This is a genomic window from Kribbella soli, assembly GCF_004331345.1.
Classification (GTDB): domain Bacteria; phylum Actinomycetota; class Actinomycetes; order Propionibacteriales; family Kribbellaceae; genus Kribbella; species Kribbella soli.
On record NZ_SJJZ01000003.1, the window covers coordinates 1442767 to 1469111 of the forward strand.

The following is a 26345-nucleotide window of genomic DNA, read 5'->3' on the forward strand; positions in this document are numbered from 1 at the left end:
ACTACGCCGGTGGCGAACGCGTCTTGCTCTTGACAACCGGTCAGACCGGTCCGGGCCGAACTGAACCCGTTCAGACGCCGGCCGGGACCGGGGTCTTGAGCGTCTGCAGGACGTCGTCGATCAGGCCGTACTCGATCGCCTGCTCGGCGGTGAGGAACTTGTCCCGCTCGATGTCCCGGGACACCTCCTCGAGGTCCTTGCCGCTGGCCTCGGAGATCATCGTCTCCAGCAGCGCGCGGAGCCGGAGGATCTCGTTCGCCTGGATCTCGATGTCACTCGACTGGCCGTAGGTACCCTCGGTGGCCGGCTGGTGGATGATGATCCGGCTGTTCGGCAGCGCGAGCCGCTTGCCCGGCGTACCGGCCGCCAGCAGCACCGCCGCGGCGGACGCCGCCTGGCCGAGGCAGACCGTCTGGACGTCCGGCTTGATGTAGCGGACCGTGTCGTAGATCGCGGTGAGCGCGGTGAACGAGCCGCCCGGGGAGTTGATGTAGATGCTGATGTCGCGGTCGGAGTCCATCGACTGCAGGCACAGCAGCTGCGCCATCACGGCGTTCGCGATCTCGTCCGTGATCGGCGTGCCGAGGAAGATGATCCGGTCCTCGAACAGCTTCGTGTACGGATCGATCCTGCGCATGCCGTACGACGTGCGCTCCTCCCACTGCGGGATGAAGTAGTTCATTGGTGCGTCCTTAACTGACGGAGTGGGAGATCAGGAGTTCGGGCTGCCCGAGCTGAGCTGGGCGGCGCTGGTGACCACGTGGTCGATGAAGCCGTACTCCTTGGCCTGGTCGGCGGTGAACCAGCGGTCCCGGTCGGCGTCGTTCTCGACCTGCTCGAGCGGCTGGCTGGTGTGCTCGGAGATCAGCCGGAACAGCAGCGCCTTCAGGTGCAGGGACTGCTCGGCCTGGATCTTGATGTCCGAGGCCGTACCGCCCATGCCGCCGGACGGCTGGTGCATCATGATCCGCGCGTGCGGCAGCGCGTACCGCTTGTTCTTCGCGCCGGCGCAGAGCAGGAACTGGCCCATCGAGGCGGCCAGGCCCATCCCGACCGTGGCGACGTCGTTGGAGATCCACTGCATGGTGTCGTAGATCGCCATGCCGGAGTCCACCGAGCCACCCGGCGAGTTGATGTACAGCCAGATGTCCGCGTTCGGGTCCTGGGCGTTCAGCAGCAGCATCTGCGCGCAGATCGCGTTCGCGTTGTCGTCGCGAACCTCGGACCCCAGGAAGATGATCCGGTTCTTCCGCAACTCACGGTAGATGTCGTTTTCGTCTCCGCCGGATCCGTTGCCGCCCGCGGCGGTGGGGCTGGCTGCAAATGTCTCGTTCACGAACCCGACACTACTGGGCGAGAGCGACAGACCTAAGGCTGGGCCGGAGGTGTTCGCTCACGGCGCACCGTTCGTCTGCTGTCAGCGAATTCGGGCGCATTCACCAGCCGCACAGGACAACGGATCCGGACTCGTCGACCGCTGCCTCGTCAGGTACTTCGCGGCGATCCGGCAACTCCGGTTCCCGCCGTACCTCAGGCTCCTGCAGCAGCGCGGTCACCCCTGCCCCCTCCGCGTTCGACCCAAAACACTCCGGGAAATCGTTTCACCAGCCACGCTAGGCCAGATTTCTTACGGTCGCGTCGCGATCGTCCGGCGAACATGCGTACGGCCCGGAACCCCACCTGAGGGGATCCGGGCCGTACGGCGAGACGTTGCTCAGGCCTGCGCGGGCTCCGCGACCGGGGCCTCGGCGGCCTCGTCGTCGGCGGCGTCCGGGTCGGCGTACGAGCCGTCCGGCTGCAGGGTCTTCAGCTCCACCGTGTTGCCGGAAGCATCGGTGACCTTGGCGTTTTCCACCAGGTACGCGAGCGCCTTGCCGCGGACGACCTCGGACACCAGGCTCGGGACCAGGTTGTTCTCGACCGCGTGCTGCGCGAACTGGTCCGGGCTGACGCCGGAACGCTGCGCGTGCCGGACGATGTGCTCGGTCAGCTCCTGGTCGTTGACGCTCAGCTCCTGCTGCTCGGCCACCAGGTCGAGCACGAACTGCGCCTTGATCGCGTCCTCGGACCGCTTCTTCAGGTCCTCGTCGAACTCGTCCTGGGTCTGCTCCTCGCCCTCGAGGAACTGCTCCATGGTCATCCCGGAGTACCCGAGCTGCTGCTCCAGGTTCTCCTTGCGGGCGGCCAGCTCGTCGGTCAGCAGGCCCTCGGGGACCGGCACGTCGACCAGCGTCAGGATCTTCTCCAGCACGGCGTCGCGCGCCTCACCGGCCTGCTCGAGCCGCTTGCCGCGCTCCAGCCGGGTCTGTACGTCGGCCTTCAGCTCGTCGGCGGTGTCGAACTCCGACGCGGTCTGCGCGAACTCGTCGTCGAACTCCGGGAGCTCCTGCTCCTTGACCGCGGTCACGGTCACCTCGACGTCGACGTCCTCGCCCTTCAGCGAGCCGCCCACGAGCTGGGTGACGAAGGTCTTCTTCTCGCCGGCGCTCAGGCCGATGACGGCCTCGTCCAGGCCGTCGAGCAGCTGACCGCTGCCGACCTGGTACGACAGGCCGGTCGCCTGCGCCTCCTCGACCTTCTCGCCGTCCTTGCTGGCCGACAGGTCGAGGGTGATGAAGTCGTTGTCGCCGACCGCGCGCTCGACCGGGTTCAGCGAGCCGAACCGCTGGCGCAGCGACTCGATCTGCTCGGTCACCTCGTCGTCGGAGATCGCGATGTCCTCGACCTCGGCCTCCAGGCCCTCCAGGTCCGGCAGGGTGATCTCCGGGCGGACCTCGACCTCGGCGGAGAACTGCAGGCTCTCCTTGTCGTTGAACTCGGTCACGTCGACCTCAGGCCGGCCGATCGCCTTGACCTGGTTGTCGCTGACCGCCTGCGAGTAGAGCTTCGGGAGGGCGTCGTTGATCGCCTCCTCGAGCACCGGGCCGCGGCCGACGCGCTGGTCGATGACCTGCGGCGGGATCTTGCCCTTGCGGAAGCCCGGCACGACGATCTGCTGGCCGATGCTCTTGTACGCCGCGTCGAGGCTCGGCTTGAGTTCCTCGAACGGCACCTCGACGATGAGCTTGACCTTGGTCGGGCTCAAGGACTCGACGGTGCTCTTCACGGTGGCGGTTCTCCTTGATTCGGTGACATTCACAGCACGCGCGACAGCCCGCGCTGCAGCGGTGCTACACGGGTTTGTCGGGGCGACAGGACTCGAACCTGCGGTCTCCTGCTCCCAAAGCAGGCGCGCTAGCCACTACGCTACGCCCCGCAGTGACCGGTCGAGTGTAGTCGACCGGAACCAGTGCTCGCGCCACCGGGGCCCGGCAATACCGTTTTGAGTCCAACCCACCTCATGTGGAATCATGTTCAGCACGCGGGTGTAGCTCAATGGTAGAGCCCCAGTCTTCCAAACTGACTACGCGAGTTCGATTCTCGTCACCCGCTCGGTCGAGAGGGCGAGGTATGCCTGCGGAAAGCGCAGGGTGCCTCGCCCTCTTCTGTTGTGCGCCTTCGCTTCGCTCGGCGCGGGCGGGGGCTTCGCCACCCGCACCCCCTGGACCGGGGTCGGGTTTGGGTGCGTGGTTCAGGGGAAGGCGGGTGGGCCGCCTCGGAGGGCTCGGCAGGTGGCTTCGGGGTCGTTGACGAAGTTCGGGACCTGGTTGTCGGCGTCGTAGTAGCGGTGGAAGACCGGGGTCTGGGAGCCGGACATCGGCGGGACGATCCAGCTCCAGTCGGCCGGGCAGCCGCGGCCGGCGCGCTCCTCCTTTTCCAGGTGGATGAGGAACCTGCGCGACTCGGTGTGATGGTCGGTCACTGTCACGCCGCTCGCGTTGAACGAGTGCAGGACCGCCCGGTTGATCTCGACCAGGGCCCGGTCCCGCCACAGGGTCGCGTCGTGCGAGGTGTCCAGCCCCATCCGCTCAGCGACCTCCGGGACCATGTCGTAGCGGTCGCTGTCCCCCAGGTTGCGGGCCCCGATCTCGGTGCCCATGTACCAGCCGTTGAACGGCGCGGCCGGGTAGGAGACACCGCCGATCACCAGCCGGTTGTTGCTGATCACCGGGACCGCGTGCCACCGCAGTCCCAGATCGGTGAACCAGGCCAGCTCGGGATGCTCGAGCAGAACCTCGTGGACCGCCTGCCCCGGGAGCTGGAACATCCGCGGCCCCTCCTCGACGGTCTCCACCACCAGCGGGAGCAGGTCGAAGGCCCCTTGCCGTTCCGGCGGCCGCCACCCGCGCTGGATCAGTTTGCTCGTGAACGTGCGGTAGCGGGGATCCCCGAGCACACGCCCGTCCGGTTGCTCGTACCCGGCGTACCGGATGAGTTGCTCGTTCCAGATCCTCGGGGCGGGCCGCGACGGCGTCTCGGGGGCGAACACGCTGATCATCGGCCGGATCTTGCCGCCGTTGTGCGCCGTACTCAGATGCTCGAAGCAGTGCCTGGCGACGCTGCTTGCGTCCGTGACGGTTCTCAGGTCGCGCACCTGCAGGCTGCGCCAGTACAGCCGGCCGATGCAGCGCTTGTTGTTGCGCCAGGCGACGCGGGCGCCGAAGGTGAGTTCCTCGGCGGTGTGCCAGTAGGTGCCGGTCGTGTCGATCTCGCGCATCACCTCGGCCATCCGGGGCTCCATCGGCCCGGCGTGCGGGTCCTCGGCGTAGAAGAGTTCGAGGAACTCCTTCGCCGCGGCCCGAACCGTCTCGAGGTCGGGTTCCGGCTCGGACCGGCTCACCGGCGGGTGACCGGGCACTGGCGGGTGGCTGGGCGGCGCGACCGTCACCGGAGGTCGTGACGCCGTACGGCGGGCTCGTCGGGCCGTGCCCCACCGCGCGCCGGCGACCTGGAGCAGCTGCTCCGCGCCACCGACCGAGACGACATGGCGGACGCAGATTCCCACCGCGAGCAGGAGACCTGCCAGGCTGAGCGCGATCGCCAGTTCGGTCGGGACGCCGATGGGCACGTTCCGGCCGAGTTCGATCACGCCGAGGGCGGCGCCTGCCACGGCCAGTCCGAGGACTGCGAGTGGCAGAGCCAGGGGCCGGCGGCCTCGTGCCGCCCGCCGGCTTGTCGGGGTTTCCGCGCGGTCGTCCTCCGTCCGGGCGGGGTTCGGAAGAGTTCGCACGGGTCAGTCCGAGCCTGGAGACCTCGGGCCGCTACCGTTCACTCCCCCGTGCCCGTTCCCGTTCGCGTGCCCGTTTCCGTTCGCGTGCCCGTTCTGCAGGCGGACCTGCCAGTCGCTCAGGTCGTCGAACCAGGCATCCTTCTGGCGGGTCGCCTGCTCGCCGGCCTGCCCCGAGCTCCCGAGCCGCTCGACCTCATTCGAGAACGAGTCGACGATCGACTGCATCCGCGACTGCGCGTTCTGGGCGTACGAGCGGACCTGCTGGCCGGCCGTGTCCATGGCCTCCTCGACGATCCGGCGCTCGTGCGCGCGCGCCTGACCGATGCGCTCGCGGGTGTCGCGGCTGACGTCCTCGACCATCTCCTCGGCCACCAACTGCGCTTGGCTGAACAGCTGGACGATCTGGTCGTTCACGCGCTCGCCGACCTGCTCGTACTCGTCCAGCTCACTCTGCACACGCCGTACCTCCGCCCGGGCTCGCCGCAGCTCCCCCTGGAGCCGTTCGTTCTCGGCGCGGCACTCGCTGACCTCTCTCGCGGTCGCCTGCACCTGGTCGGCGAGCAGGTCGATGTACCCGTACACCTGGTCCGAATCGAGGCCCCGGAGTCTCCGCCGGAACGTTTCACCCCGGATCGCATCCGGGGTCTGGTAGTGCGGAGAGCCGTGGCGGTGCTTTCCGTTCGTCACTTGATGTCTCCTGACCTGGTGAGCGCTGGCGTGCCCGTGTGCTCATCCACAGGCGCGTAGTAGAAGTGCTCGTACTTGATGTGCTCGGGGTCCATGCCGGCGCCGGCCAGCCGCTCCAGCGTGTGCGCGACCATCTGCGGCCCGCCGCACACCATCGCCGTCCGCCCGTACACGTCCTGCCGGGACGCGACCATGCCGACCTTCCCGCGCGTGCCGGGATAGGACGCGTCGTCCGACACGACTTCCGTGTAGTCGAACCACGGCCGTGTCTGAGCCAGTTCTCGTAGCCGGGGACGGTCGTAGAGGTGCCAGGGCATCCGCACTCCGTGGAGCAGGTGGACCCGCGGGGCGGTGCGCGACCGTTCCCACTCGTTGTCGATCTGTTCGAGGACCGCGAGCAACGGGGCGAGACCGGTTCCGCCGGCGACCATCAGCAGGTCCCGTACGTCGGCCTCACGCCGGGTCAACCGCTCGCCGACCGGCGCACCCAGCTTCACGACGTCGCCGACCTTCAGAGTCCGCACCACGGCCGGGCTCACCTGCCCGCCGTCGATCTGCTGCACGTGCAGGTCGATCGAACCGTCCCTCCGCGGGGCGTTCGCCGGACTGAAGTACCGCCACAACCGGGGCCGTTGCGGGATCTCCATCGAGACGGACTGGCCCGGAAGGAACTGGAACGCGCGCCGCGGCCGGACCGTCAGCAACGTGAGGTCCATGGTCCGCCGCTCGACCGAGACCACGTCGGCGTCCCACCAGTCAGGGGTGGACTCCGAGGAGGTCTCCGCCGCCTCGACCATCATCCGGGCAATCACCTGGTAGGCCGCAGTCCAGTGCCCGGCGAGCTCCTCGTCCCACTCGGGTCCGAGGAAGTGCTTCAGGGTCGCGCACAACGAGGCGCCGACCGCGTTGTAGTGGTCCGCGACGACGGCGTACTTGCGATGGTCGCGGCCGAGGTGCTGCAGGAACGCCGTGTCGTTCTCGATCTGATCGGCATGGCTGACGATCCGGCCGAGGGCGCCGACGAACTTGTCCCGTTGGTTCGACATGAAGAGCGGAAACATAGGCCGCACCTCGGGATAGGACACGAACAAGTGCGAGTAGAAGTACAGCGGTACCTGTTCTCCGTGCTCTGTCACCCGGTCCCAGCTGCGCTGGAGGGCGTTGGCATCCATAGGGGTTCGCTATCCGGCTCGAGAAGGCAGCTCCTCGACTGAAACGTGCGGCCCGCAAACGGGCATCAGGTACTGCCGGTCGCCGGCCGAATCGGCCGACAGACACTGCGTCGACAAGGGTTCCCTCCCAGTCCAGCCCCCGAGTCTTAATGGCCTTCGTGGTGTCTCCAGCCCGCAACCTACCCGCGCCGAACGGCTTGAAACCGCGAACCGGACTGAGACGTGCCGAAATCCCTACGGCGCCCGGAGAAAGGCGATGCCGTCGACACCGGCCGGGGCCGTGGAGGTGGAGACGATCTTGAGAATCCCTGTACGGAAAGGGGTTGCAGGGAGGTAGGTGACCGTGCGGCTGGTGGTCGCCGCGGCCAGAGAGACCGTACCGATCTTGATGTTCGCGTGGTAGATGTCCACGCGGCCTTGGCCCGGGCCGTGAATCGCTACCAGGGCGATGCGCAGGCCGGCCTCGGTGGCCTTGGTCAGGTAGGCGCCGTTGGCCTTGAGGATGGTCGTGGTGCCTTGGAAGGCCAAAGTGCTGGTGGAGCGCGTGACGGTACCGGCCGAGGTCAGAGCGCGGTCGTCCTCGGGTGCTACCGAGCAGATCGGTGCGGACCAGGCGGACACGTTCCCCAGGTAGTCGCGGGCGCGCACCATGAAGCACTCGTCCCAGCCGAGTCTCGGCGACCAGGTGACCCCCGTGATGCGCGTGTTCTGCCAGACAGCGGGGTAGATCCACTTGCCGAGCGCGGCACCCGGTGCGGCCACCTTGTAGACCACGTCGTACGACGTGATGTCGGTGTCGTCCTTGTAGGCCCAGCGCACTGTCGCGGACCCGCTCAGCTGCACGCGGTCGCCGATGCGCCATGTGACCAGCGAAGGCGCCGTACCGTCCACTTCACTGCAGTACGACGTGCTCCAGGCACTCACGTTGCCGGCGTAGTCGCGCGCACGCACCTGCCAGCACGTGTCAGTGCCGATCGGTGCACTCAGACTCGCCCCAGTGGTCTTGAGCCCCTGCCACGCGGGCACCTGGTTCCAAGCGCCGTACGGCGAGGTGCGGTTGGGGCGCTGCTGGATTCGCAGGTCGTAGCTGTCCACTCCGGTCGCAGGTGAGTTCGGGTCCTGCGGGTCCTCGTACGCCCACTCGAAGGACAGGCTCGTGTTGTCGCGGATGCGATCGCCTGCGGAGGCACTGGTCAGTACGGGCGCGACGCTGTCCGGGTGCTGCTGCGGGTCGGCGGTCAGCCAGGACAGGGTGATCACGCGGGGCTTGCTGGTCGCGTCGGCGTACACGATCTTCGCCAGACCGGAGCCGTCTGCCCGGAAGCTGGGGGCAGTGGTGCGGATCGGCCCGTAGCGGCGCTGTCCCAGGGCCGGGTCGTTGAGGTCAGTGACCAGCAGGTCGGAGCCGGAGGTCTGCACGGTGAATCCGTTGCCCAGCTGGGCGTCCGCGGCCACAGTCAGGTTCCGCGGCGGCTGCGGCCCGTTGACGTCTACTACCTGGTTACAACCGCTCAGCACCGCCCATCGGCCGTTGACATCGTCCGGGCCGACGGTGCACGCGCTGGCGACCAGCACGGTCTTCACGACACCAGTGGTCAGGTTCTTACCGTCCAGGTGACCCGGCTCGGTCACCTTCCACACCGTGTCGCCGGACATGGCGAACGGCTGCGCGACGTCGGCCAGCTTGGCCTTGCTCGCGACGTCGTACACCTCAGCGGTCGCAGCAGCCGGTGCACGGTGCGAGACGAGCTTGCCACCCTTTCCGAGCACCACCTCGTCCGCAGCGGGGAACGTGAGCCCGCCGACCTTCGCAGTGGTCCCGTCGAACGTCAGCAGGGCCGGCCCCTCCACCTGCAGCGGCTTGCCGACGTTCGAGCCACCAGAGGCTGTCCACGTGGTCCCGTTGTTACTCGTCTCGTAGACAGGGTTCGAAACGACCACGCGGGCGCCCGACATACCGACGTCCGTCGCCGTACGCCCGGGAACGAGGACGCCCTCGCCCAGGTGCTGCGGTGGATCGGCTGCCATCACCTGTGACGCCGTCAACGGCAGCAGTACGACGGCACACACCATGGCCGCCTTGACCCGAAACCCCAGCACGAGAGACCCCCCAGTACTCCGATGACCTCGCGCCGCACCCTAGCCAGTAACCACCAGTAACGGAAGCGCCCCGGAAAACAGGGTGACACACCGTGACCTCGAGAGGATCCTGAAAGGCTGACCAGCAACGAAAGGGACTGATGCAGGCAGGAATCACGGTATCGGCAGCCGAACTGCCCGAAGTACTGCTGCACGTGGCAGTCGTACGCCCGGTCTTCCTCTGGGGCGCACCGGGGATCGGGAAGAGCAGCCTCGTACGGGCGTTCGCGGAATCGCTCGGTCTGGAATGCGTCACGCTCCTGGGCACGCAGCTCGCGCCGGAGGACCTCATCGGCGTACCGCAGATCGTCGACGGCCGCAGCCGGTTCGCACCACCCGTGGCGATCGCCCGCGACGAGCCGTACTGCCTGTTCCTCGACGAACTGAACGCGTCCTCGGCCGAGGTGCAGAAGGCGTTCTACTCTCTGATCCTGGACCGCCGCATCGGTGAGTACGAGCTGCCCGAGGGGTCCGTGGTGATCGGTGCCGGCAACCGGGCCACCGACAACGCCCTGGCCCGGCCGATGGCGAGCGCCCTGGTGAACCGCCTCGTGCACATCCACCTGCGCGCGTCCGCGACCGACTGGCTGCAGTGGGCGGGTACGGCGGGCATCCACCCGTGGGTCCTCGACTACCTGCGCAACCGCCCCGACCACCTGTGGACCGCGCCGCCGAAGACCGAGGAGCCGTTCTCGACACCGCGCAGCTGGCACATGCTGTCGGACGCCCTGCACTCGTACGGCGACGACGTGTCCGACGAGACGCTCCGGGTCCTTGCCTTCGGCACCTTGTCCGCCGCGCACGCGTCGGCGTTCCGCGCGTACGTGAAGACGGTCCGGCACGCGTTCGGGCTGGACGCCGTACTGAAGGGTGAGACCGGCTGGCCGTCCGCCCCGGAGGACCGGGACCTGCTGTACTTCCTGGCCGAGACGTTCCGTGCCCGGCTGATCAAGGAGCTGTCCGCGGACAAGGCGTCGGCGAGCCCTGCCGCTCGTCAGCTCGCGCACCGCGGTAAGGCGCTGCTGGTCGAACTGGCGGAGATCTCACTGGAGGTGGCGCAGGTGGTGATCGCTGCCGACGACGACGGCCGCCCGGTGCTGCCGACGTGGTTCCTGGTCGAAGTCAGCCGCGACCTGCCGCGGCTGGTGGCGGCACGTGCCTAAGCGGAAGAAGGCACAGCGGGACCCGGCGTGGGAGGCGATCCAGTCCGGTTGGGGCATCATCGCGCGGCACCCGCTGTTCGCGCCGATGGCGGACTGGACGCACAGCCCGCTCAGGGACGACAGCTGCCCGGCGGACGGCTGGGCGACGATCGACTCGAACGGTCAGATCCGCACGCACCGGACGCGCCGGGCCACACCAGAGCAGTGGTCGTGGGTCTTCGCGCACCTACTGATCCACCTGGGCCTCGGCCACGCCGAACGCGACCTGCCAGCACCTGACCAGGCCGCCGGCGCCGCGAACGACGTGGCGGTCAACCGCTACCTCCAGTCGCTCAAACTCGGTACGCCGGTCGTTGAGCTGCCGCCGGACTTCCCCGCACTGGAGGAGGACGCGCTGGCGCGGCTGTGGCGGCGCACCGACGTACCGGCCGAGTACGAGCGTCTGGGAGTGGCCGGTCATGCGCCTGATGTGCAGACCGCCCGCTGGAACGGCTGGGGCAAGCCGCCGAACTGGGGTGAGCTGTTCGCCGCAGGTCTGTCCGCCGCGGCTGCTGCGGCTGTCGAGGTTGCTGGTGGCGCACGCTCGTCACTGACCGCAGGCGGCGGCCGGGACAAGTGGGACCTGGCACTCGGCTGGTTCGTTTCGTCGTACCCGCTGCTCGGTGCGATCGCTGCGAGCATGACGATCGTCGCGGAGGCTGAGCTCGCCCGCGGCTGGGACATCCGGGTCGCGGCGGTCAACGCGTCCGCCGGCGAGATCTACGTGAACCCGCTGACCAGCCTGACGCTGAGCGAGTGGCGGTTCGTCATGGCCCACGAGATGCTGCACGCCGCGCTGCGGCACGGCGAGCGTGTCGGCGGCCGCGACCCGTACCTGTGGAACGTCGCCGCCGACCTGGTCATCAACGGCTGGCTCCTGGAGATGGGTGTCGGCACCATGCCCGACGGTGCGCTCCACGACCTGGCGCTGAAGGGTATGTCCGCCGAGGAGGTCTACGACCGCATCACCACGGACCTGCGCCGCTACCGCAAGCTGGCGACGCTCCGCGGCGTCGGCCTGGGTGACGTACTCGGCCACCCGCTCCCGCACTCCGGTGAGGCTGCACGGGCTGCCGGTCTGGACGACATCTACCGACGCGCCCTGAGCACCGGACTGGCGTACCACGACCCAGCACGCGGCACGCTGCCCGCCGGACTGGTCGAGGAGATCCGCGCGCTGGACCACCCGCCACTCGCCTGGGACGCACAGCTCGCCCGCTGGTTCGAGGAGCACGTCCCCGCGGTCGAGAAGACCCGCACGTACGCACGGGCCTCCCGACGCCAATCCGGTACGCCGGACATCCCACGCCCCGGCTGGATCCGCCCGGTCGAACTGGAACGGCTCCCGACGTACGGCGTCGTCCTGGACACCTCGGGCTCGATGGACCGCGAGCTGCTCGGCAAGGCGCTCGGAGCGATCGCGTCGTACTCATGCGCCCGCGACGTACCGGCCGCGCGAGTGGTGTACTGCGACGCCGCGGCGTACGACGCCGGCTACGTGCCGGTGGACGACATCGCCGGCCGCGTGAAGGTCCACGGTCGCGGCGGGACCGTTCTGCAACCCGGTGTGGATCTGCTGGAGCGTGCGGACGACTTCCCGCCCCACGGCCCGATCCTCCTCATCACCGACGGCCAGTGCGACGTCGTCCGCGTCCGCCGAGAACACGCCTGGCTGATCCCCCGCAGCGCATCCCTCCCCTTCACCGCAAGAGGTCCCGTGTTTCGCGTGGAGTGAACAGGCCCGGCTGACGGCGAACAGGCGGCGCTCCTCCCCAAACTGGTTTGGGGAGCGTCTGCGCGCGGATCGGGGAGTCCTACCTCCCGATCCGGGTAGACAGGACTCCCCGAACCAGTTTGGGGCTCACAAGCACGGCGCTCCGGCCCAGCACCAGCACGCCCTTAGTGCTGCGACATGATCGGTCTCCCCCGTGTCCCCGAGGTCCCCCGGGGATCTCCGCTCACCGTAACCCTCCGTGATCGACGCTGCCTTGGTCCAAAGGTCCTCCCGATCCGGCCAGAGGTCCTGAGCTGGCGACCGCACTTCTCGCACTGTTTCGCCTGGAGTGAACCGTGTCTGCTCCGGGCGAACAGGCGTAGTCGGGTGACTCTGCGGAGTGACAGGTTCACAGGCATGGCCTGGGTCGTGAGGGGCGAGTTCCGGAAGCTGTGGATCGGACAACTGGTGTCCGCGTCGGGCAGTGCGGTCACCACTGTCGCGCTGCCGCTGGTGGCTGTGGTGACCCTGCAGGCCTCGGCCGTGGAGATGGGTGCGTTGTCCGCGTTGTCGATCGCACCGCATCTGGTGTTCGGGCTGCTGGCCGGCGTCTGGGTCGACAGGTGGTCGCTGCGTCGCGTGCTGATCTGGACCGACGTCGGACGGCTCCTCCTACTCGGCTCGGTGCCTGCGACCGCAGCGATGGGGTGGCTGCACATCGAGCAGCTGTACGCCGTCGCCGTACTGACCGGAGTGCTGACCCTGCTGTCCGACACCGCGTCGCAGACGATGATCCCGTGGCTGGTGCCACGTGAGGACCTGATGCGGGCGAACAGCGCGGCGCTGCTCAATCTCAACCTCGCCTCCACGCTCGGACCGTCCGCGGCCGGATTCCTCGTACAGGTGCTCACGGCACCGTTCGCGATCGTCGTCGACGCCGCGTCGTACGTCGTGTCCACGATCGCGGCGTACCTGCTCCGCGAGCCCAGCCGTGCACCCGCACCCGAGCGGTCCGAGGTGCGGCTGTCGGCGGGTCTGCGGGTGCTCTTCGGCGACCGGATGCTCAGGCCGCTCGTGATCTCGGCAGGTATCGCTGCCATGGCCGGATCGATGTCGGGCCCGCTGGTGGTTCTCTTCCTGATCCGTGAGCTGCACAAGTCACCTGCGTTCGTCGGTCTGTCCATGACCGCGTTCGGAGCTGCTGCGGTGGCCGGTACCTTCATCGCCCCCGCCTGGTGCCGCCTGGTCGGTCTCGGCCGCTCCTACCTGTCCGGTGTGGTCCTCGCATCACTCAACGGCGTCGCCCTGTTCACCGGCGTGACACCAGTGATCCTCCTCGGACAGGTACTCGCCGGACTCGGAATGTCCCTGTTCGCCGTGCCGCAACGCACCCTGCGCCAGGCGCTCGCGCCGCCGCACCTCGTGGGGCAGGTAACCGCGTCCTGGCGCACCCTGGTCATCGGCGGCCAGACGGTCGGCGCAGCGGCCTCCGGCGTCCTGGCCACCGCCCTGCAGATCCGTCCCACCCTGCTGATCGCGACCGCCGGCATGCTCGCCGGGCTCGTGATCGCCGCCGCGTCCCCGCTCCGCGGACTCCGCGATCTGCCGGAAGCGGCGCGATCGATGGCCCGCCAGTGATAGCGAATCGCGATAGGTCCGGGACCCCCTTCCGCCTGGGGCCACGACGGCCTATTGCAACAAGTGGTAATTCATCGGCAGGGAATGGAATTCGCGCGACAAGCGCTTACCTACTGAGCGATACTGGAAAGTGCGCCGTTTTCAGGTCGCAAAACCCCTTTGACTCGAAGTAGATGGGAAGTGCGCCCGTCCAGATGCCCTCAGAGCACACTGTCCAAGCGCCGTCGATTGCAGCCCCTACCACCCGTGCCCCAGAACGCAGCCGCAACCTGTGGCGGCTCCGTCCTTACCTGAAGCCACACCGTTGGCGCCTCGCGGTGATGTTTTCCACCGCCATGCTGGGCGTCGGCGTCAGTCTCGCCGTACCGCTGGTCACCCGAGCCATCATCGACGGTCCGGTCACCCGCCGCGAGCTGAGCATGCTGGTCCCACTCGCACTACTGGCCCTCGGGCTCAGCATCTCCGAGGTCATCCTGGTCTGGATGCGCCGCTGGGCGCAGTCCCGGACCGTCAGTGACCTCGAGGCCACGCTCCGGCACGACCTGTACGTCCGTCTGCAGTCACTGCCGATGGAGTTCCACACCCGCTGGCAGAGCGGTCAGCTGCTCTCCCGCGTCACCACCGACCTGTCCACCATCCGCCGGTTCATGGGCTTCGGCCTGCTGTTCCTGGTGATGAACATCCTGCAGCTGGTCGTGGTCACGATCCTGCTGCTCCAGCTGTACTGGCCGCTCGGCCTCGTGGTCCTGGTGGCCGCCGTGCCGATCGTCATGGTGTCGCTGAAGTTCGAGAAGAAGTACCTGCGGATCTCCCGCAAGGTCCAGGACCAGCAGGGCGACCTGGCCACCCGGATCGAGGAGTCGGCGCTCGGCTTCCGGGTGATCAAGGCGTTCGGCCGGCGGCCGCACGTCCAGGGCCAGTTCGACGACGAGGCGACCACGTTGTACGACACCGAGGTCGAGAAGGTGCGGCTCTCGTCGCGGTTCTGGAGCTTCCTCGGCGTCATCCCGAACCTGACCCTGGTGATCGTCCTGCTGCTCGGCGCGCTCGCCGTCGGCCGGGAGGCGATCACGCTCGGCACCCTGGTCGCGTTCATCACGCTGATGCTGTCCCTCGTCTGGCCGGTCACCTCGCTCGGCGCGATCCTGGCGATGGCGCAGGAGTCGATGACCGCGGCAGACCGGATCAGCGAGATCCTGGACACCTACTCGGTGATCAAGGAGGGCCCGGAGGAGCTCACGCACCCGCGTGGTCACCTGCGCTTCGAGCACGTCGGGTTCCGGTTCTCGGACGACTCCACCGAGGTGCTGCACGACATCAACCTGGACCTGACCCCCGGTACGACGCTCGCACTGGTCGGCGCCACGGGGTCCGGCAAGACCACTCTGACCGCTCTGGTCCCCCGGCTGTACGACGTGACTGCCGGACGGATCACCATCGACGGGCACGACATCCGGGACCTGTCCCTGGTGTCGCTGCGGACGGCTGTCGCGTCCGCGTTCGACGACCCCACCCTGTTCTCCATGAGCGTCCGGGAGAACCTGACCCTCGGCCGTCCGGACGCCACCGAGGCAGATGTCCAGCAGGCGCTGGACATCGCTCAGGCGCAGTTCGCCAACGACCTCCCCTGGGGTCTGGACACACGCGTCGGTGAGCAGGGCATGTCGCTGTCGGGTGGTCAGCGGCAGCGGCTCGCACTGGCTCGTGCAGTGCTCGCCAAGCCCGCAGTACTGGTGCTGGACGACACCCTGTCCGCTCTCGACGTACACACCGAGGCGCTGGTCGAGGAAGCACTGCAGAACGTGCTCTCCGAGACCACCGGCATCGTGGTCGCGCACCGCGCGTCGACCGTGATGCTGGCCGACCAGGTGGCCCTGCTGCAGAACGGCACGGTCACCCACGTAGGAACCCATCACGAGCTGCTGACAACGGTCCCGGCGTACCGGCACCTGCTCGCAGCGGAGGAAGAGGAGGTGCACGCATGACAACGACCCAGCAGACACCTCCTCAGGCCTCGGAACCGGAGAAGGCCCAGGACGAGCTGCAGCCGGAGGAGCAGAAGTGGCGGGGTCTGTTCGAGGAGGACCCCGACCGGGAGATCTCTCGTGCGACCAGCATCCGGCTGAAGGAGGACTCCCGGAAGCTGCTGGGTGAGCTGCTCCGGCCGTACAAGAAGCTCATCTGGCTGCTGGTCGCGATCGTGATCGTCGAGAACGCGGCCCGGCTCGCCGTGCCGTACCTGGTCCACCTGGGCATCGACAACGGCATCCCGCCGATCCTGGCGGGCGAGGGCTCCCAGGAGCTGGTCACGATCGTCATCGTCGTCCTGGCGTCGGCGTTGCTCCAGGCCTTTGCGCGGCAGCTGTTCCTGATGCGCTCGGGCCGTCTCGGTCAGACCATCCTGCTCGGGCTGCGCAAGCGGGTGTTCGACCACTTCCAGCGGCTCAGCCCGGCGTTCCACGACAAGTTCACCTCGGGCCGGGTGATCTCCCGGCTGACGTCCGACGTCGGCGTCATCGACGAGATGCTGGCGAGCGGGTTCGACAGCCTGGTCACCGCGGTGCTGACGCTGGTCGGCACGTCGATCATCCTGCTCACGCTGGACGTGAAGCTCGGTCTGCTCGCCCTGCTGTCGTTCCCGGCGCTGCTGATCCTGACAGCGTGGTTCCGGAAGCGGTCCGCGGCGGTCTACCGGCAGACGCGGGAGGCCGTCGTCCTGGTCATCGTGCACTTCGTCGAGTCGATGACCGGGATCCGCGCGGTGCAGGCGTTCCGCCGGGAGCCGCGCAACGAGGAGATCTTCCACGGCGTCAACGACCGGTACCGGAAGGCGAACCTCGAGGCGTTCCGGCTGAACGCGGTCTTCATGCCGGCGATCAAGGGCGTCGGCAACATCACGATCGTCGCGATCCTGGCGTACGGCGGTTACCAGGCGTACCACGGGCACGTGACGGTCGGCGTACTGACCGCGTTCCTGCTCTACCTGCGGCAGTTCTTCGAGCCGCTGCAGGACATCACGCAGTTCTACAACACGTTCCTGTCCGCTTCGGCGGCGCTGGAGAAGCTGTCCGGCGTACTGAACGAGACACCGGACGTGCCGGAGCCGATCAAGCCGGCCAAGCCAGGTCCGGCCCACGGTCATCTGGAGCTGCGGAACGTGCGCTTCGAGTACGTCGACGGCGTACCGGTGCTGCCCGGTCTACAGCTGGACGTGCCGGCCGGTCAGACCCTGGCCCTGGTCGGTACGACGGGTGCCGGCAAGACCACCATCGCCAAACTGGTGGCGCGGTTCTACGACCCGACGAGCGGGCACCTGCTGCTCGACGGTGTCGACCTCCGGGACCTGGCCGAGGACGACCTGCGCGAGCGGGTCGTGATGGTGACGCAGGAGAACTTCCTGTTCACCGGCTCGGTCGCCGACAACATCCGGTTCGGCAAACCGGGCGCGACGATGGAGGAGGTCGTCGAGGCCGCGAAGGTGATCGGCGCGCACGACTTCATCACGGCGCTGCCCAACGGGTACGAGACCGCGGTCGAGAAGCGTGGTTCCCGGCTCTCGGCGGGTCAGCGTCAGCTGGTCGCGTTCGCCCGGGCGTTCCTGGCGAACCCGGCCGTACTGATCCTGGACGAGGCGACGTCCAGCCTGGACATCCCCAGCGAACGCCTCATCCAGCGGGCGCTGCGGACTATCCTGGCCGACCGTACGGCGATCGTCATCGCGCACCGGTTGTCCACCGTCGAGACCGCCGACCGCGTCCTGGTCCTTGAGCACGGCCGGATCATCGAGGACGGCGCGCCCGACCGACTCATCACCATGGACGACGGCCACTACGCCGGACTCCACCAGGCCTGGGAAGACTCACTGGCCTGACAGCCCTGGGCGCGTGGGGTTCTCCCCACGCGCCCAGTCTGTTGTCCGGAGGGCCGCATTCGTCTCCTGTACGACGGCCCACGCGTCGGCGACCGGTCCGACGTGCCGGAGCTTGTCCGGGTTCACCACCGCACGGATGGCCTGGATCTGCCCGTCGACGATGTCGAGCGCCCACGTGTTGACCACTCGGCCGTCGCCGTCGCGGAAGATCGCGCCGGGCTGACCGTTCACCACCTGCGGTTCCACAACGCCACCGATCTGCAGGAAGGGCCCAGCCAGCGCAGCCAGCATGCCTGCCACGTTGCGGGCGCCGGCAACGACACCTCGGCCCCACTGCGGCGCCTTGCCGCCCGCGTCGCCGACAAGCTGCACATCCGCGGCCAGGAACTCCATCAAGTTGCCGACAGCACCCTCTTTGAACGCCTCGAAGAACCGCACCGCCAGCTCTTCCCGCTCCCGCTGGTCAGCGGCGAACCTCGGCCGCCCCGCGTCCATGTGCCGACGGGCACGGACCACCAACTGACGGCACGCCGCTTCCGAGCGCCCCACGGCCGACGCCACCTCCGCGAACCCGAAGCCGAACACCTCCCGCAGCACGAACGCCGCCCGCTCCAGCGGTGACAGCCGCTCCAGCAGGAGCAGCGCGGCCATCGACACCGAGTCAGCCAGCTCAGCCGCCCGCTCCGGGTCCTCGTACGGGTCGGACAGCAACGGCTCCGGGAACCACGGCCCGACGTACTCCTCTCGCCGGTGACGAGCGGACCGCAGTACGTCGACCGAGATGCGGGTGACGACCGCGGACAGAAAGGCCTTCGACGACACCGGCTCCGTCCGCGACCCGGCGTACCGGAGCCATGTGTCTTGTACGGCGTCCTCTGCCTCGCTGACGCTGCCGAGGATCCGGTAGGCGATCGAGAACAGCAGCGGTCGCAGCTCCTCGAACTCCTCGACGCGGGCGCGCATCAGGCCAGCTCTGCCTTGAAGCCCTGCCGCCACGACGGGTACTGCAGCTCCCAGCCGAGCTCCCGCTTCGCCTTGGCGTTGGAGAAGCCGCGTCCCTCGGTCATCATCACCACGGCCTGGTCTCCCGCCAGCCGCCGCGCCAGCCACACCGGCACGCGCAGCGGTGGCTTCGCGCCGGCGCACTCTGCCAGGTACGGCAGCCAGTCGCTGGCCGGCGCCGGGACGTCGTCGACGATGTTGAACACACCAGTGGCCTTCTGCTCCACAGCCAGGACGGTAGCGCTCGCAGCGTCGTCGAGGTGCACCCAGGAACTGTAGCCAGTGCCGCGCCCCACAAGCGGGTACTGGCGTTTGCGCACCAGCTCCACCTGGTCGTCGATGGCCCCCGGCCCGTAGAAGGCGCCGTACCGCATGACAGCCCCACCGATGTTCAGCACGAGGTCCTCGATACGGCTCAGCGCCTTGAGGCCGACGTACGCCGCTGTTCCCTCCAGGAGGTCCAGCGGGTCCTCCTCCGTCTTGACCCAACCGCCCTCGCGAATGCCGTTCCAGCTCGCGTAGGCCTGCGCAACGAAGTGCGGGACGCCTACCGCCTCGGCCGCAGCCAGCAGGTGGTCAGTGCCCTCGGTGCGCAGTCTGTTCGTCTGGGCGAACCAGCGGTCCGGATGCTTGATGTCCGGCTTGCCCGCGTGCGTCATCGAGATCGCAGTCATCTGATGCACGATCACGTCCGGCCTCGCCAGCGCGACAGCCTCGCCGACAGCGGCTCCGTCCAGCCCGTCCATCACCACACCCTCAGCACCCGCTGCCGCGATCAGCTCCAGCTTCGCCGCACTCGTCGTACTGGCCGTCACCTGATGCCCACGAGCCACCAGCTGCGGCACCAACCGCCGACCCAGCACACCGCTTCCACCAGCAACAAACACCCGCATCCTCAACACACTCCTCATCCGGTTTCGCTCCCGAGACGAGACAGCACCGCCGTCCGTGACATGACGAGTTTGGGAAGAATATTTCGGAAGTCGTCGGTGAGCTGTTGACCGGTTGCGTCCGGCCATTTAGTTTGGGCCGCGATCAAAATCGGAGGTCAGGCTGATGAACCGACGTACCGGAGTCCGGCGATGGCTCGCCGCGACGGCCGCAGCGGTGAGTACGGCGCTGTTTCTCGGCGCGACGCCCGCGCTGGCAGACCCGCCGGAGCCGAGTCCGGCCGAGCGCCCGCTGTTCGACACGGGCCCGGCCAGGGACGCGATCCGCCGCCTTGTCGGCACGCGGCACGGGAGCCAGATCACCCTGGCGACGATCCGGGCCTCCGAGGGCCGCGACACGTTCCGGATCACGGGCCGCGGCGCGCGCCCGGTGGTCGAGGGCAGCAGTACGTCGGCCCTGCTGATGGGGTTCAACTGGTACCTCAAACACGTCGTGAAGGCGGACATCTCCTGGACCGGCGACCAACTCGACCTCCCCCGCGTGCTGCCCGCGCCGCCGGAACCGATCGAGAAGTCGTCGGCGGTCAAGCACCGGTTCGCCGGGAACGACACCGAGGACGGGTACTCCGGGCCGTACCGGACGTTCGAGGACTGGGAACGGCTGATCGACGTCCAGGCGCTGCACGGCGTGAACGAGATCTTCATGCCGATCGGCACCGAGGCCGTCTACTACGAGGCACTGCAGTCGTTCGGCTACCGTGCGGACGAGCTGCGCGCGTGGATCCCGAGCCCCGGGTACCAGCCGTGGTGGCTGCTGCAGAACATGTCGAACTTCACCGCGCCCGTCAGCGCCGACGTGATCCGGGCCCGCACGGACCTCGGCCGACGGATCGCGGACCGGATGCGATCTCTCGGGATCACGCCCGTTCTGCCGGGCTACTTCGGAACGGTGCCGCGGGACTTCGAGGTGAAGAACCCCGGTGCCACCACGGTTCCGCAGGGCACCTGGGTCGGACTGGACCGGCCGGACTGGCTGGCGCCGACCGATCCCCTCTTCAGTCAGGTCGCGGCGCGCTTCTACCAGGTGCAGGAGCGGCTGCTGGGCAAGTCGTCGATGTTCAAGATGGATCTGCTGCACGAGGGCGGCCGGCCCGGCAGCATCTCCGTCGGCCAGGCGTCCGTGGCCGTGCAGAACGCCTTGGACAAGGCACATCCAGGCGCTATCTGGGCGATCCTCGGCTGGCAGAGCAACCCGCGCCCGGAGACGATCGCGGCCATCGACCGGAGCCGGATGCTGGTCGTCGACGGCCTGTCCGACCGGGCCTTGAGCCCTGACCGCGAGACCGACTGGTCAGGTACGCCGTATGCGTTCGGCTCGATCTGGAACTTCGGCGGGAACTCGACCATGGGTGCTCCGATCCGCGCCTGGAACGAGCGGTTCTGGGCTTCGCTGGCGAAGCCGGGGTCGGCCCTGTCCGGCATCGCGATCATGCCCGAGGCCAGCTACAACAACGCCGTCGCGATGGAGTTCCTCGCCGAGCTGCCGTGGCACGACGGCCCGGTGGACCTCGACCAGTGGTTCGCCGACTACGCGGACGCGCGATACGGCGGAACCGATCCGATGGCCCGGAAGGCCTGGCAAATCCTGGCCGGGACCGCCTACTCGATTCCCCCGAACGGCGGCCGTTCCTCGGGACACGGCGGCCTGTTCGCGGCGATCCCGAGCCTGACGGTCCAGCGGCCGCACAGCTGGGCGCAGGCTGCCTTCGCCTACGATCCGGCGGCATTCGCGGGTGCGCTGCCGGCTCTGCTCGCGGTCGATGAGTCGCTGCGCAACAACCCGGCGTACCGCAATGACCTGCTGGAGGTCGCTCGCCAGTCCGTCGCCGACAGGTCCCGTACGTTGCTGCCACAGATCCGATCGGCGTACCAGGCCGGCGACCTCCAGCGCTTCTCGCAGCTGACCGACACGTGGCTCGGCTACATCGCTGGTGTCGACGACCTGGTCGGCACCAACGAGCAGTACCTGATCGGGAGCTGGCTCGCCAAGGCCAAGAGCTGGGGCGCGAACAGCGCCGAGTCCGCGCAACTCGAGTACGACGCGCGCAAGCAGCTCACCTCGTGGGGACTGCGCACCACCGACCTGCAGGACTACGCGTACCGCGAGTGGTCCGGCCTGCTGGACGGCTACTACGCCCCACGCTGGCAGCAGTACTTCGACGGACTGAAGACCGCTCTCAGCACAGGCACTGCAGCACCGGCGATCGACTGGTACGACGTGGCGGAACGGTGGTCGTCCGATCGCAGCGCCTACCGCACCAAGCCGACCGGCGACACCTACGCGGAAGCCGCCAAGCTGCTGGACCGGCTCCGCAACGACGACTACGACCTGACGCTGGCACTGCGCCCGACCGGGACTGTGGACGCGTCAGGGTCTGCACGCGTCACCGCGACAGTGACGAACACGAACTACTTCGCCGCGCTGACCGGGCTGGCGTTCGACATCTCAGCGCCTGCTGGGACAGCAGTCGAACCAGTGGGCGACGCACCGAGCGAGATCGGACCAGGTGGCACGGTCACACGTTCCTGGACTGTCCGCGGTGGTGATGGTCTGCCCAGCCAGGTGTCGCTGGAGGTGACGATGCGGTCCGACCAGTCCGAGCTCCGGAAGGCGACCGCCGTACTGCCGGTGGCCGCGGACGGCCGGTACCAGCTGAGCGATCTGGAGTTCTCGTCCTCGCGGAACCACGACGGCCTGTACCCGGTCGCACGGGACACCGTCACGCCCGCGACGCCGTCGGGTAACGGCCAGCCGATCCTGCTCGACGGTGTTGCCTACAGCAAGGGTCTCGGCACCAACTCGAACGCCGACGTACGGTTCGAGCTCGGCGGCGACTGCCGACGGTTCACCACGGTGGTCGGCATCGACGACGCGATGAACCACACCGCCGACGGCGATGCGGTCGTCCGCGTCTTCGGCGACGGCCGGCTGCTGTCGGAGACCGGCGTACTGCGCAGCGGCATCACCGGCACCGGCACGAAGGCGGCCGTGGTCGACGCGGATGTCACCGGCGTACGGCAACTGCGGTTGCAGGTGCACCAGTACGACGCCAACCGCTACTTCGACGCCGTGTCGTTCGGCGTTCCGACGGCCACGTGCTCCGCACCGCCACCGATCTCCTTGAGCTACGGGAAGCCGGCAACCGCCACCAGCACGGACGGGAGCCACGTGCCGGCTGACGCGCTCGACGGCAACCTGAGCACTGGCTGGTTCTGTGCTCCGCAGCAGTGCGCCGGCCAGCCGTCGTCGCTGCAGGTGGACCTCGGCGCCGCTCACGCGCTGTCGAGCGTCCGGGTGACGCCGTACTACGCGGACGGCCGCTCGTACCTCTATCGTGTCGACGGAAGCGTGGACGGGCAGACGTGGACCCGGCTGGCCGAAAAGGTGACCCACAAGGCGCAGACTGATCTGGGCGATCGGTACGACGTGTCAGGCGAGTACCGGTACGTCCGGGTGACCGGCTCCGGGAACACCGCCAACGCCTACACGCTGCACCTCCAGGAGCTGGCGGTGTACGGCGTGGGCTGATGCGGCGCTCAGCGGAAGGCAGGGATGACGAAGGCGATACGGATCACCGAGAAGGTGACGCCCGGCGTTCTCCGCGAGCGCAACACCCGACTGGTCCTGCAAACGGTGCTGATCGGTGACGGCAGCATGTCCCGCGCGGACATCTCGCGTTCGACCGGGCTGGCGCGCGCGGTGGTGTCGGAGATCGTCGAGTCCCTGATGGCACAGCACCTGGTGGTCGAGGAGGTCGGGACGCCGAGCGGCCGTGGCAAACCCGCGAAGCCGCTCCGCGTCGACACCGACCGGCAGTGCCTGCTGATGGCGGACCTGCGGCCGACCGAAGTGGTCGCAGGGGTGGTGGGACTGGACGGGGTGATCGGCTCGACCGGCCGGGTGGACCTGCCACCGAACCCCGGCGTCGACGACGTGATCCGCGTCCTGGACAGCTTCCTGCGTCAACTCGCAGCCGACGACGGGCGCGCCGTACTCGCCGCTGGTGTCGCTGTTCCCGCGATGCTGTCACCGGAGCAGGGCATCGTCGAGTCGATCCAGTTGCGCTGGACCGACGTCGACCTCGCCGGACCGCTGCAGGAGGCCCTCGGGTACGACGTCGTACTGGTCAACGACGCGACCGCGGTGGCGATGTCCGAACTGTCGCACCAGAGTCAGGCCGGTGGCAGCGTCATCGTGCTGCACATCGCCGGTGGTATCGGGTCCGCGATCATCCTCGACGGGCGCGTGCACCTGGGTGAGCGGCAGCGGGCCGGCGAGGTCGGGCACATCGACGTCGGCGTGAGCGACCGGCGCTGCAAATGCGGCCGTACGGGCTGCCTGGAAACGGTGGCGAACCTGCCCGCGATCCTGGGCGACGCCTCGGTCGAGGATCTCGACGCTGTCTCGTCTCCGGGCGAGGACCCGGCGCTGCGAGCGCTCGCCGAACGGGTCGACCACGCCGGTCGTAGCCTCGGTGCCCTGGTCTGCGTACAAGCGGCGATCCTGGACATCCCGGACGTGGTGATCGACGGCCCGGTACGCCGGGCGGGCGCACGGCTCCTCGACGCCATCGAGCAAGAGCTCGCGCGCCGTCTGCCCGCGGTCGACGTACGTCGGCCACGCTTCTCGACGATGGCCGACCAGAGCAAGATGCACGGCGCCGCAGCCGCGGCGATGCTGCACGAACTCGGCGTCCTGTGGCACAGCTCGCCGGACCGCGCCTGACTGTCCTAGGGCGCCGGTACCGTGAAGGGCATGTTGACGACGCTGGCGGTGGAGAACTACCGGTCGCTGCGGCGGGTGGTCATGCCGTTACGCGGTCTGAACGTCGTGACAGGGGCGAACGGGACGGGTAAGTCGAGTCTCTACCGGGCGCTTCGGTTGCTGGCTGATGCTTCGCGCAACGGTGCGGTGGCGGCGCTGGCGCGAGAGGGCGGGCTGCAGTCGACGCTGTGGGCGGGACCGGAGCACGTCCGGAAGGATCGGCCCACGCAAGGCACCCGGCGGACCGGGCCGGTGACGTTGCGGATGGGGTTCGCGGGGGACGACTACGGCTATCTGATGGATCTCGGGCTGCCGATCCCGAACGGATCGGAGTTCGATCTGGATCCGGAGATCAAGCGCGAAGCCTTGTGGGCGGGGCCGTTCCTGCGGCCGGCGGCGTTGCTGGTCGAGCGCACCAACCACGAGGTGCGGATCCGTACGGCGAGTGGTGAATGGCAGCGCGGCGGGCACCAGCTCCAGACGTTCGACAGCATGTTGAGCGAGTTCGCGGACCCGGAGCGCGCGCCCGAGCTGCTGCTGGTGCGGGAACGCCTGCGGGGGTGGCGGTTCTACGACCACTTCCGCACCGACGCGACAGCACCCGCCCGCCGGGTACAGGTCGGCACGCGCACCGCCGTACTCTCCGCGGACGGCGCGGATGTGGCAGCGGCCTTGCAGACGGTTCGGGAGCTGGGTCCCCGAGGGGCATTGGACGAGGCGATCGAGCTCGCGTTCCCCGGGAGCCGCGTCCAGATCACCAACACCGCGGGCCGTTTCGAGATCGCCTTTCACCAGCACGGACTGCTGCGTCCGCTCTCCGGCGCCGAGCTGTCCGACGGCACCCTCAGATATCTGCTGTGGGTCGCCGCGCTGCTCACCCCGAGACCGCCCGAACTGCTCGTCCTCAACGAGCCCGAGACCAGCCTCCACCCCGATCTCCTGCCGGCGCTGGCCAACCTGGTGGTCACCGCGGCGAAGGAGACCCAGGTCATCGTCGTCACCCACTCCCGCCCGTTCATCGCGTCGATGGAGGCCCTCTCCCCCGATCTCCAGACGATCGAACTCGTCAAGGGGAAAGGCGCGACGACCATCACCGGCCAAGGCCCACTGGACGAGCCGCCGTGGAAGTGGCCGACGCGTTAGGGCTTGACGCTCTCGAAACGGACGAGGATCACGGACCCGGCCGCGGACAGGACGAAGCCGGCGATGGCGGCCGGCCACCATCCGGCGCGTACGGCGTCGTCGAGGACGAAGACGCCGACAGCGGCCGGCGTGATGGTCTGCAACGCGATCATCGGCGTGGTGGCCAGCGTCACCGAACCGCGTTGGAGGGCCAGCGAGTAGAGGATGAACGCGAGCGCCCCGCTGATCGGCAGCGTGTACAGCGTCGGGCTCCGGACGAGTTCGCTCATCGACCCGTCCTGCAACAAGCGCGCCGAGATCGCAACCCCGGCGTACCCGAGACCGGCGAGCAGGCCGAGCAGCGCCGTGGAGACACCATGCTGCGAACGACTGGCGACGGCACCCAGTACGGCGATGACGACGAGCCCCACGATGATGCCGATCGTGAGCCCGTGATGCTGCGCGCTGTCGCCCGCATCGCCCGCCGCCACCGCGAGCAGACCGAGCCCCACGCAGACGCCGATCACCGCGGACCACTCGAGCGCACTCAGCTTGTCCGACATCAGCCGGGTCGCGAGCAACGCGGTCACGACCAGACTGACCGCGATCCCGGCCTGCGCGAGGTACAACGGCAGCAGCCGCAGCGCGACGAAGTGCAGTCCGAAGCCGGCGAGGTTCAGCGCCAGCGCACCGAGGAACGCGGGCTGCTTGAGCAGCGCGACCACGAACCCACCGAGCCGCCGCGGGTTCAGCTCCGACTCGGTCGGCACCTTCCGCGAACCGACGGCCTGCAGGATCGCGCCAACGCCGAACAGCACCGCGGCGCTGAGCGCCGCGCCGAGACCGAGAACCACTAGGCCATGCCTCCCAACCTCACGTCGTAGCGAGCAGGTGCTCGGTGCGGTGCATCGGCGTGCGGGAGCGAAGGTCTCGATGCGGAGCATCGTGGCCTTTGCTCACGTGCGGCGAGGTG

The 26345-nt window shown here is 68.5% G+C and carries 18 protein-coding genes and 2 tRNA genes; 9 read left to right on the plus strand and 11 right to left on the minus strand.

What is annotated here, in order from left to right:
• Nucleotides 1-70: 70 nt before the first annotated feature.
• The 4 genes from E0H45_RS29680 to E0H45_RS29695 all read right to left on the minus strand — a co-directional run bounded on the left by E0H45_RS29680 (nt 71) and on the right by E0H45_RS29695 (nt 3256).
• Nucleotides 71-682, minus strand: a complete 612-nt coding sequence (locus E0H45_RS29680; protein WP_131343331.1) for an ATP-dependent Clp protease proteolytic subunit — start codon at nt 680-682, stop codon at nt 71-73.
• 30 nt (nt 683-712) lie between these two features.
• On the minus strand, nt 713-1336 hold the full coding sequence (locus E0H45_RS29685) for a ClpP family protease (protein WP_131343333.1): 624 nt from the start codon (nt 1334-1336) through the stop codon (nt 713-715).
• Between the two features lie 378 nt (nt 1337-1714).
• Entirely contained in the window at nt 1715-3106 is a 1392-nt protein-coding gene (gene tig, locus E0H45_RS29690) for a trigger factor (RefSeq protein WP_131343335.1), read from the minus strand.
• Between the two features lie 77 nt (nt 3107-3183).
• A tRNA-Pro gene (locus tag E0H45_RS29695) sits at nt 3184-3256 on the minus strand.
• A gap of 105 nt (nt 3257-3361) precedes the next feature.
• On the opposite strand from E0H45_RS29695, the gene E0H45_RS29700 reads away from it, so the two are divergent.
• A tRNA-Gly gene (locus E0H45_RS29700) sits at nt 3362-3432 on the plus strand.
• Between the two features lie 139 nt (nt 3433-3571).
• On the opposite strand, the gene E0H45_RS29705 is transcribed toward E0H45_RS29700, so the two are convergent.
• From E0H45_RS29705 to E0H45_RS29720, 4 genes are all read right to left on the minus strand, one after another.
• Complete coding sequence (locus tag E0H45_RS29705; RefSeq protein WP_238155364.1) at nt 3572-5110, minus strand: nitric oxide synthase oxygenase; 1539 nt, start codon at nt 5108-5110, stop codon at nt 3572-3574.
• A 3-nt stretch (nt 5111-5113) separates the two neighbouring features.
• Complete coding sequence (locus E0H45_RS29710) at nt 5114-5797, minus strand: DivIVA domain-containing protein (protein WP_131343337.1); 684 nt, start codon at nt 5795-5797, stop codon at nt 5114-5116.
• Entirely contained in the window at nt 5794-6858 is a 1065-nt protein-coding gene (locus E0H45_RS29715; RefSeq protein ID WP_337590422.1) for a globin domain-containing protein, read from the minus strand. Before E0H45_RS29715 ends, E0H45_RS29710 begins: the two co-directional genes overlap by 4 nt.
• A gap of 345 nt (nt 6859-7203) precedes the next feature.
• Complete coding sequence (locus E0H45_RS29720) at nt 7204-9069, minus strand: phage tail protein (RefSeq protein WP_131343340.1); 1866 nt, start codon at nt 9067-9069, stop codon at nt 7204-7206.
• Between the two features lie 140 nt (nt 9070-9209).
• Between E0H45_RS29720 and E0H45_RS29725 the strand changes: the two genes are divergently transcribed.
• From E0H45_RS29725 to E0H45_RS29745, 5 genes are all read left to right on the plus strand, one after another.
• Nucleotides 9210-10271, plus strand: a complete 1062-nt coding sequence (locus tag E0H45_RS29725; protein WP_131343342.1) for an ATP-binding protein — start codon at nt 9210-9212, stop codon at nt 10269-10271.
• The gene (locus E0H45_RS29730) at nt 10264-12045 is read left to right on the plus strand and encodes a vWA domain-containing protein (RefSeq protein WP_238155365.1); all 1782 of its coding nucleotides are present in this window, start codon (nt 10264-10266) and stop codon (nt 12043-12045) included. The genes E0H45_RS29725 and E0H45_RS29730 overlap by 8 nt, the downstream gene beginning before the upstream one ends.
• A 396-nt stretch (nt 12046-12441) precedes the next feature.
• Nucleotides 12442-13662 (plus strand): MFS transporter, encoded by a 1221-nt coding sequence (locus E0H45_RS29735; RefSeq protein ID WP_165546633.1) that lies wholly within the window; start codon nt 12442-12444, stop codon nt 13660-13662.
• A 320-nt stretch (nt 13663-13982) separates the two neighbouring features.
• Complete coding sequence (locus E0H45_RS29740) at nt 13983-15647, plus strand: ABC transporter ATP-binding protein (protein WP_238155412.1); 1665 nt, start codon at nt 13983-13985, stop codon at nt 15645-15647.
• A complete protein-coding gene (locus E0H45_RS29745; RefSeq protein WP_131343347.1) occupies nt 15644-17533 on the plus strand; it encodes an ABC transporter ATP-binding protein in 1890 nt (629 codons plus the stop codon). Before E0H45_RS29740 ends, E0H45_RS29745 begins: the two co-directional genes overlap by 4 nt.
• Here E0H45_RS29745 and E0H45_RS29750 read toward each other — a convergent pair.
• Together E0H45_RS29750 and E0H45_RS29755 are read right to left on the minus strand one after the other, a co-directional pair.
• Nucleotides 17522-18496, minus strand: coding sequence for an RNA polymerase sigma-70 factor (locus E0H45_RS29750; RefSeq protein ID WP_131343348.1), 975 nt, complete (start codon nt 18494-18496; stop codon nt 17522-17524). The two genes, E0H45_RS29745 and E0H45_RS29750, sit on opposite strands and share 12 nt — an antisense overlap.
• Nucleotides 18496-19428 carry an NAD-dependent epimerase/dehydratase family protein gene (locus E0H45_RS29755; protein WP_131343349.1) on the minus strand — a complete coding sequence of 311 codons (933 nt, stop codon included), beginning with the start codon at nt 19426-19428 and terminating at the stop codon, nt 18496-18498. Before E0H45_RS29755 ends, E0H45_RS29750 begins: the two co-directional genes overlap by 1 nt.
• Nucleotides 19429-19591: 163 nt before the next feature.
• Between E0H45_RS29755 and E0H45_RS29760 the strand changes: the two genes are divergently transcribed.
• Genes E0H45_RS29760 through E0H45_RS29770 form a run of 3 tightly spaced genes read left to right on the plus strand, consistent with a single transcriptional unit; the run spans nt 19592 to nt 25393 of the window.
• Nucleotides 19592-23014, plus strand: a complete 3423-nt coding sequence (locus E0H45_RS29760; RefSeq protein ID WP_131343350.1) for an alpha-N-acetylglucosaminidase TIM-barrel domain-containing protein — start codon at nt 19592-19594, stop codon at nt 23012-23014.
• Nucleotides 23015-23038: 24 nt separating this feature from the next.
• Nucleotides 23039-24211, plus strand: a complete 1173-nt coding sequence (locus E0H45_RS29765) for an ROK family protein (RefSeq protein WP_131343352.1) — start codon at nt 23039-23041, stop codon at nt 24209-24211.
• 30 nt (nt 24212-24241) lie between these two features.
• Complete coding sequence (locus E0H45_RS29770) at nt 24242-25393, plus strand: AAA family ATPase (RefSeq protein ID WP_131343354.1); 1152 nt, start codon at nt 24242-24244, stop codon at nt 25391-25393.
• Here E0H45_RS29770 and E0H45_RS29775 read toward each other — a convergent pair.
• Nucleotides 25390-26226 (minus strand): DMT family protein, encoded by an 837-nt coding sequence (locus E0H45_RS29775; RefSeq protein ID WP_202872561.1) that lies wholly within the window; start codon nt 26224-26226, stop codon nt 25390-25392. The two genes, E0H45_RS29770 and E0H45_RS29775, sit on opposite strands and share 4 nt — an antisense overlap.
• Between the last annotated feature and the right edge of the window lie 119 nt (nt 26227-26345).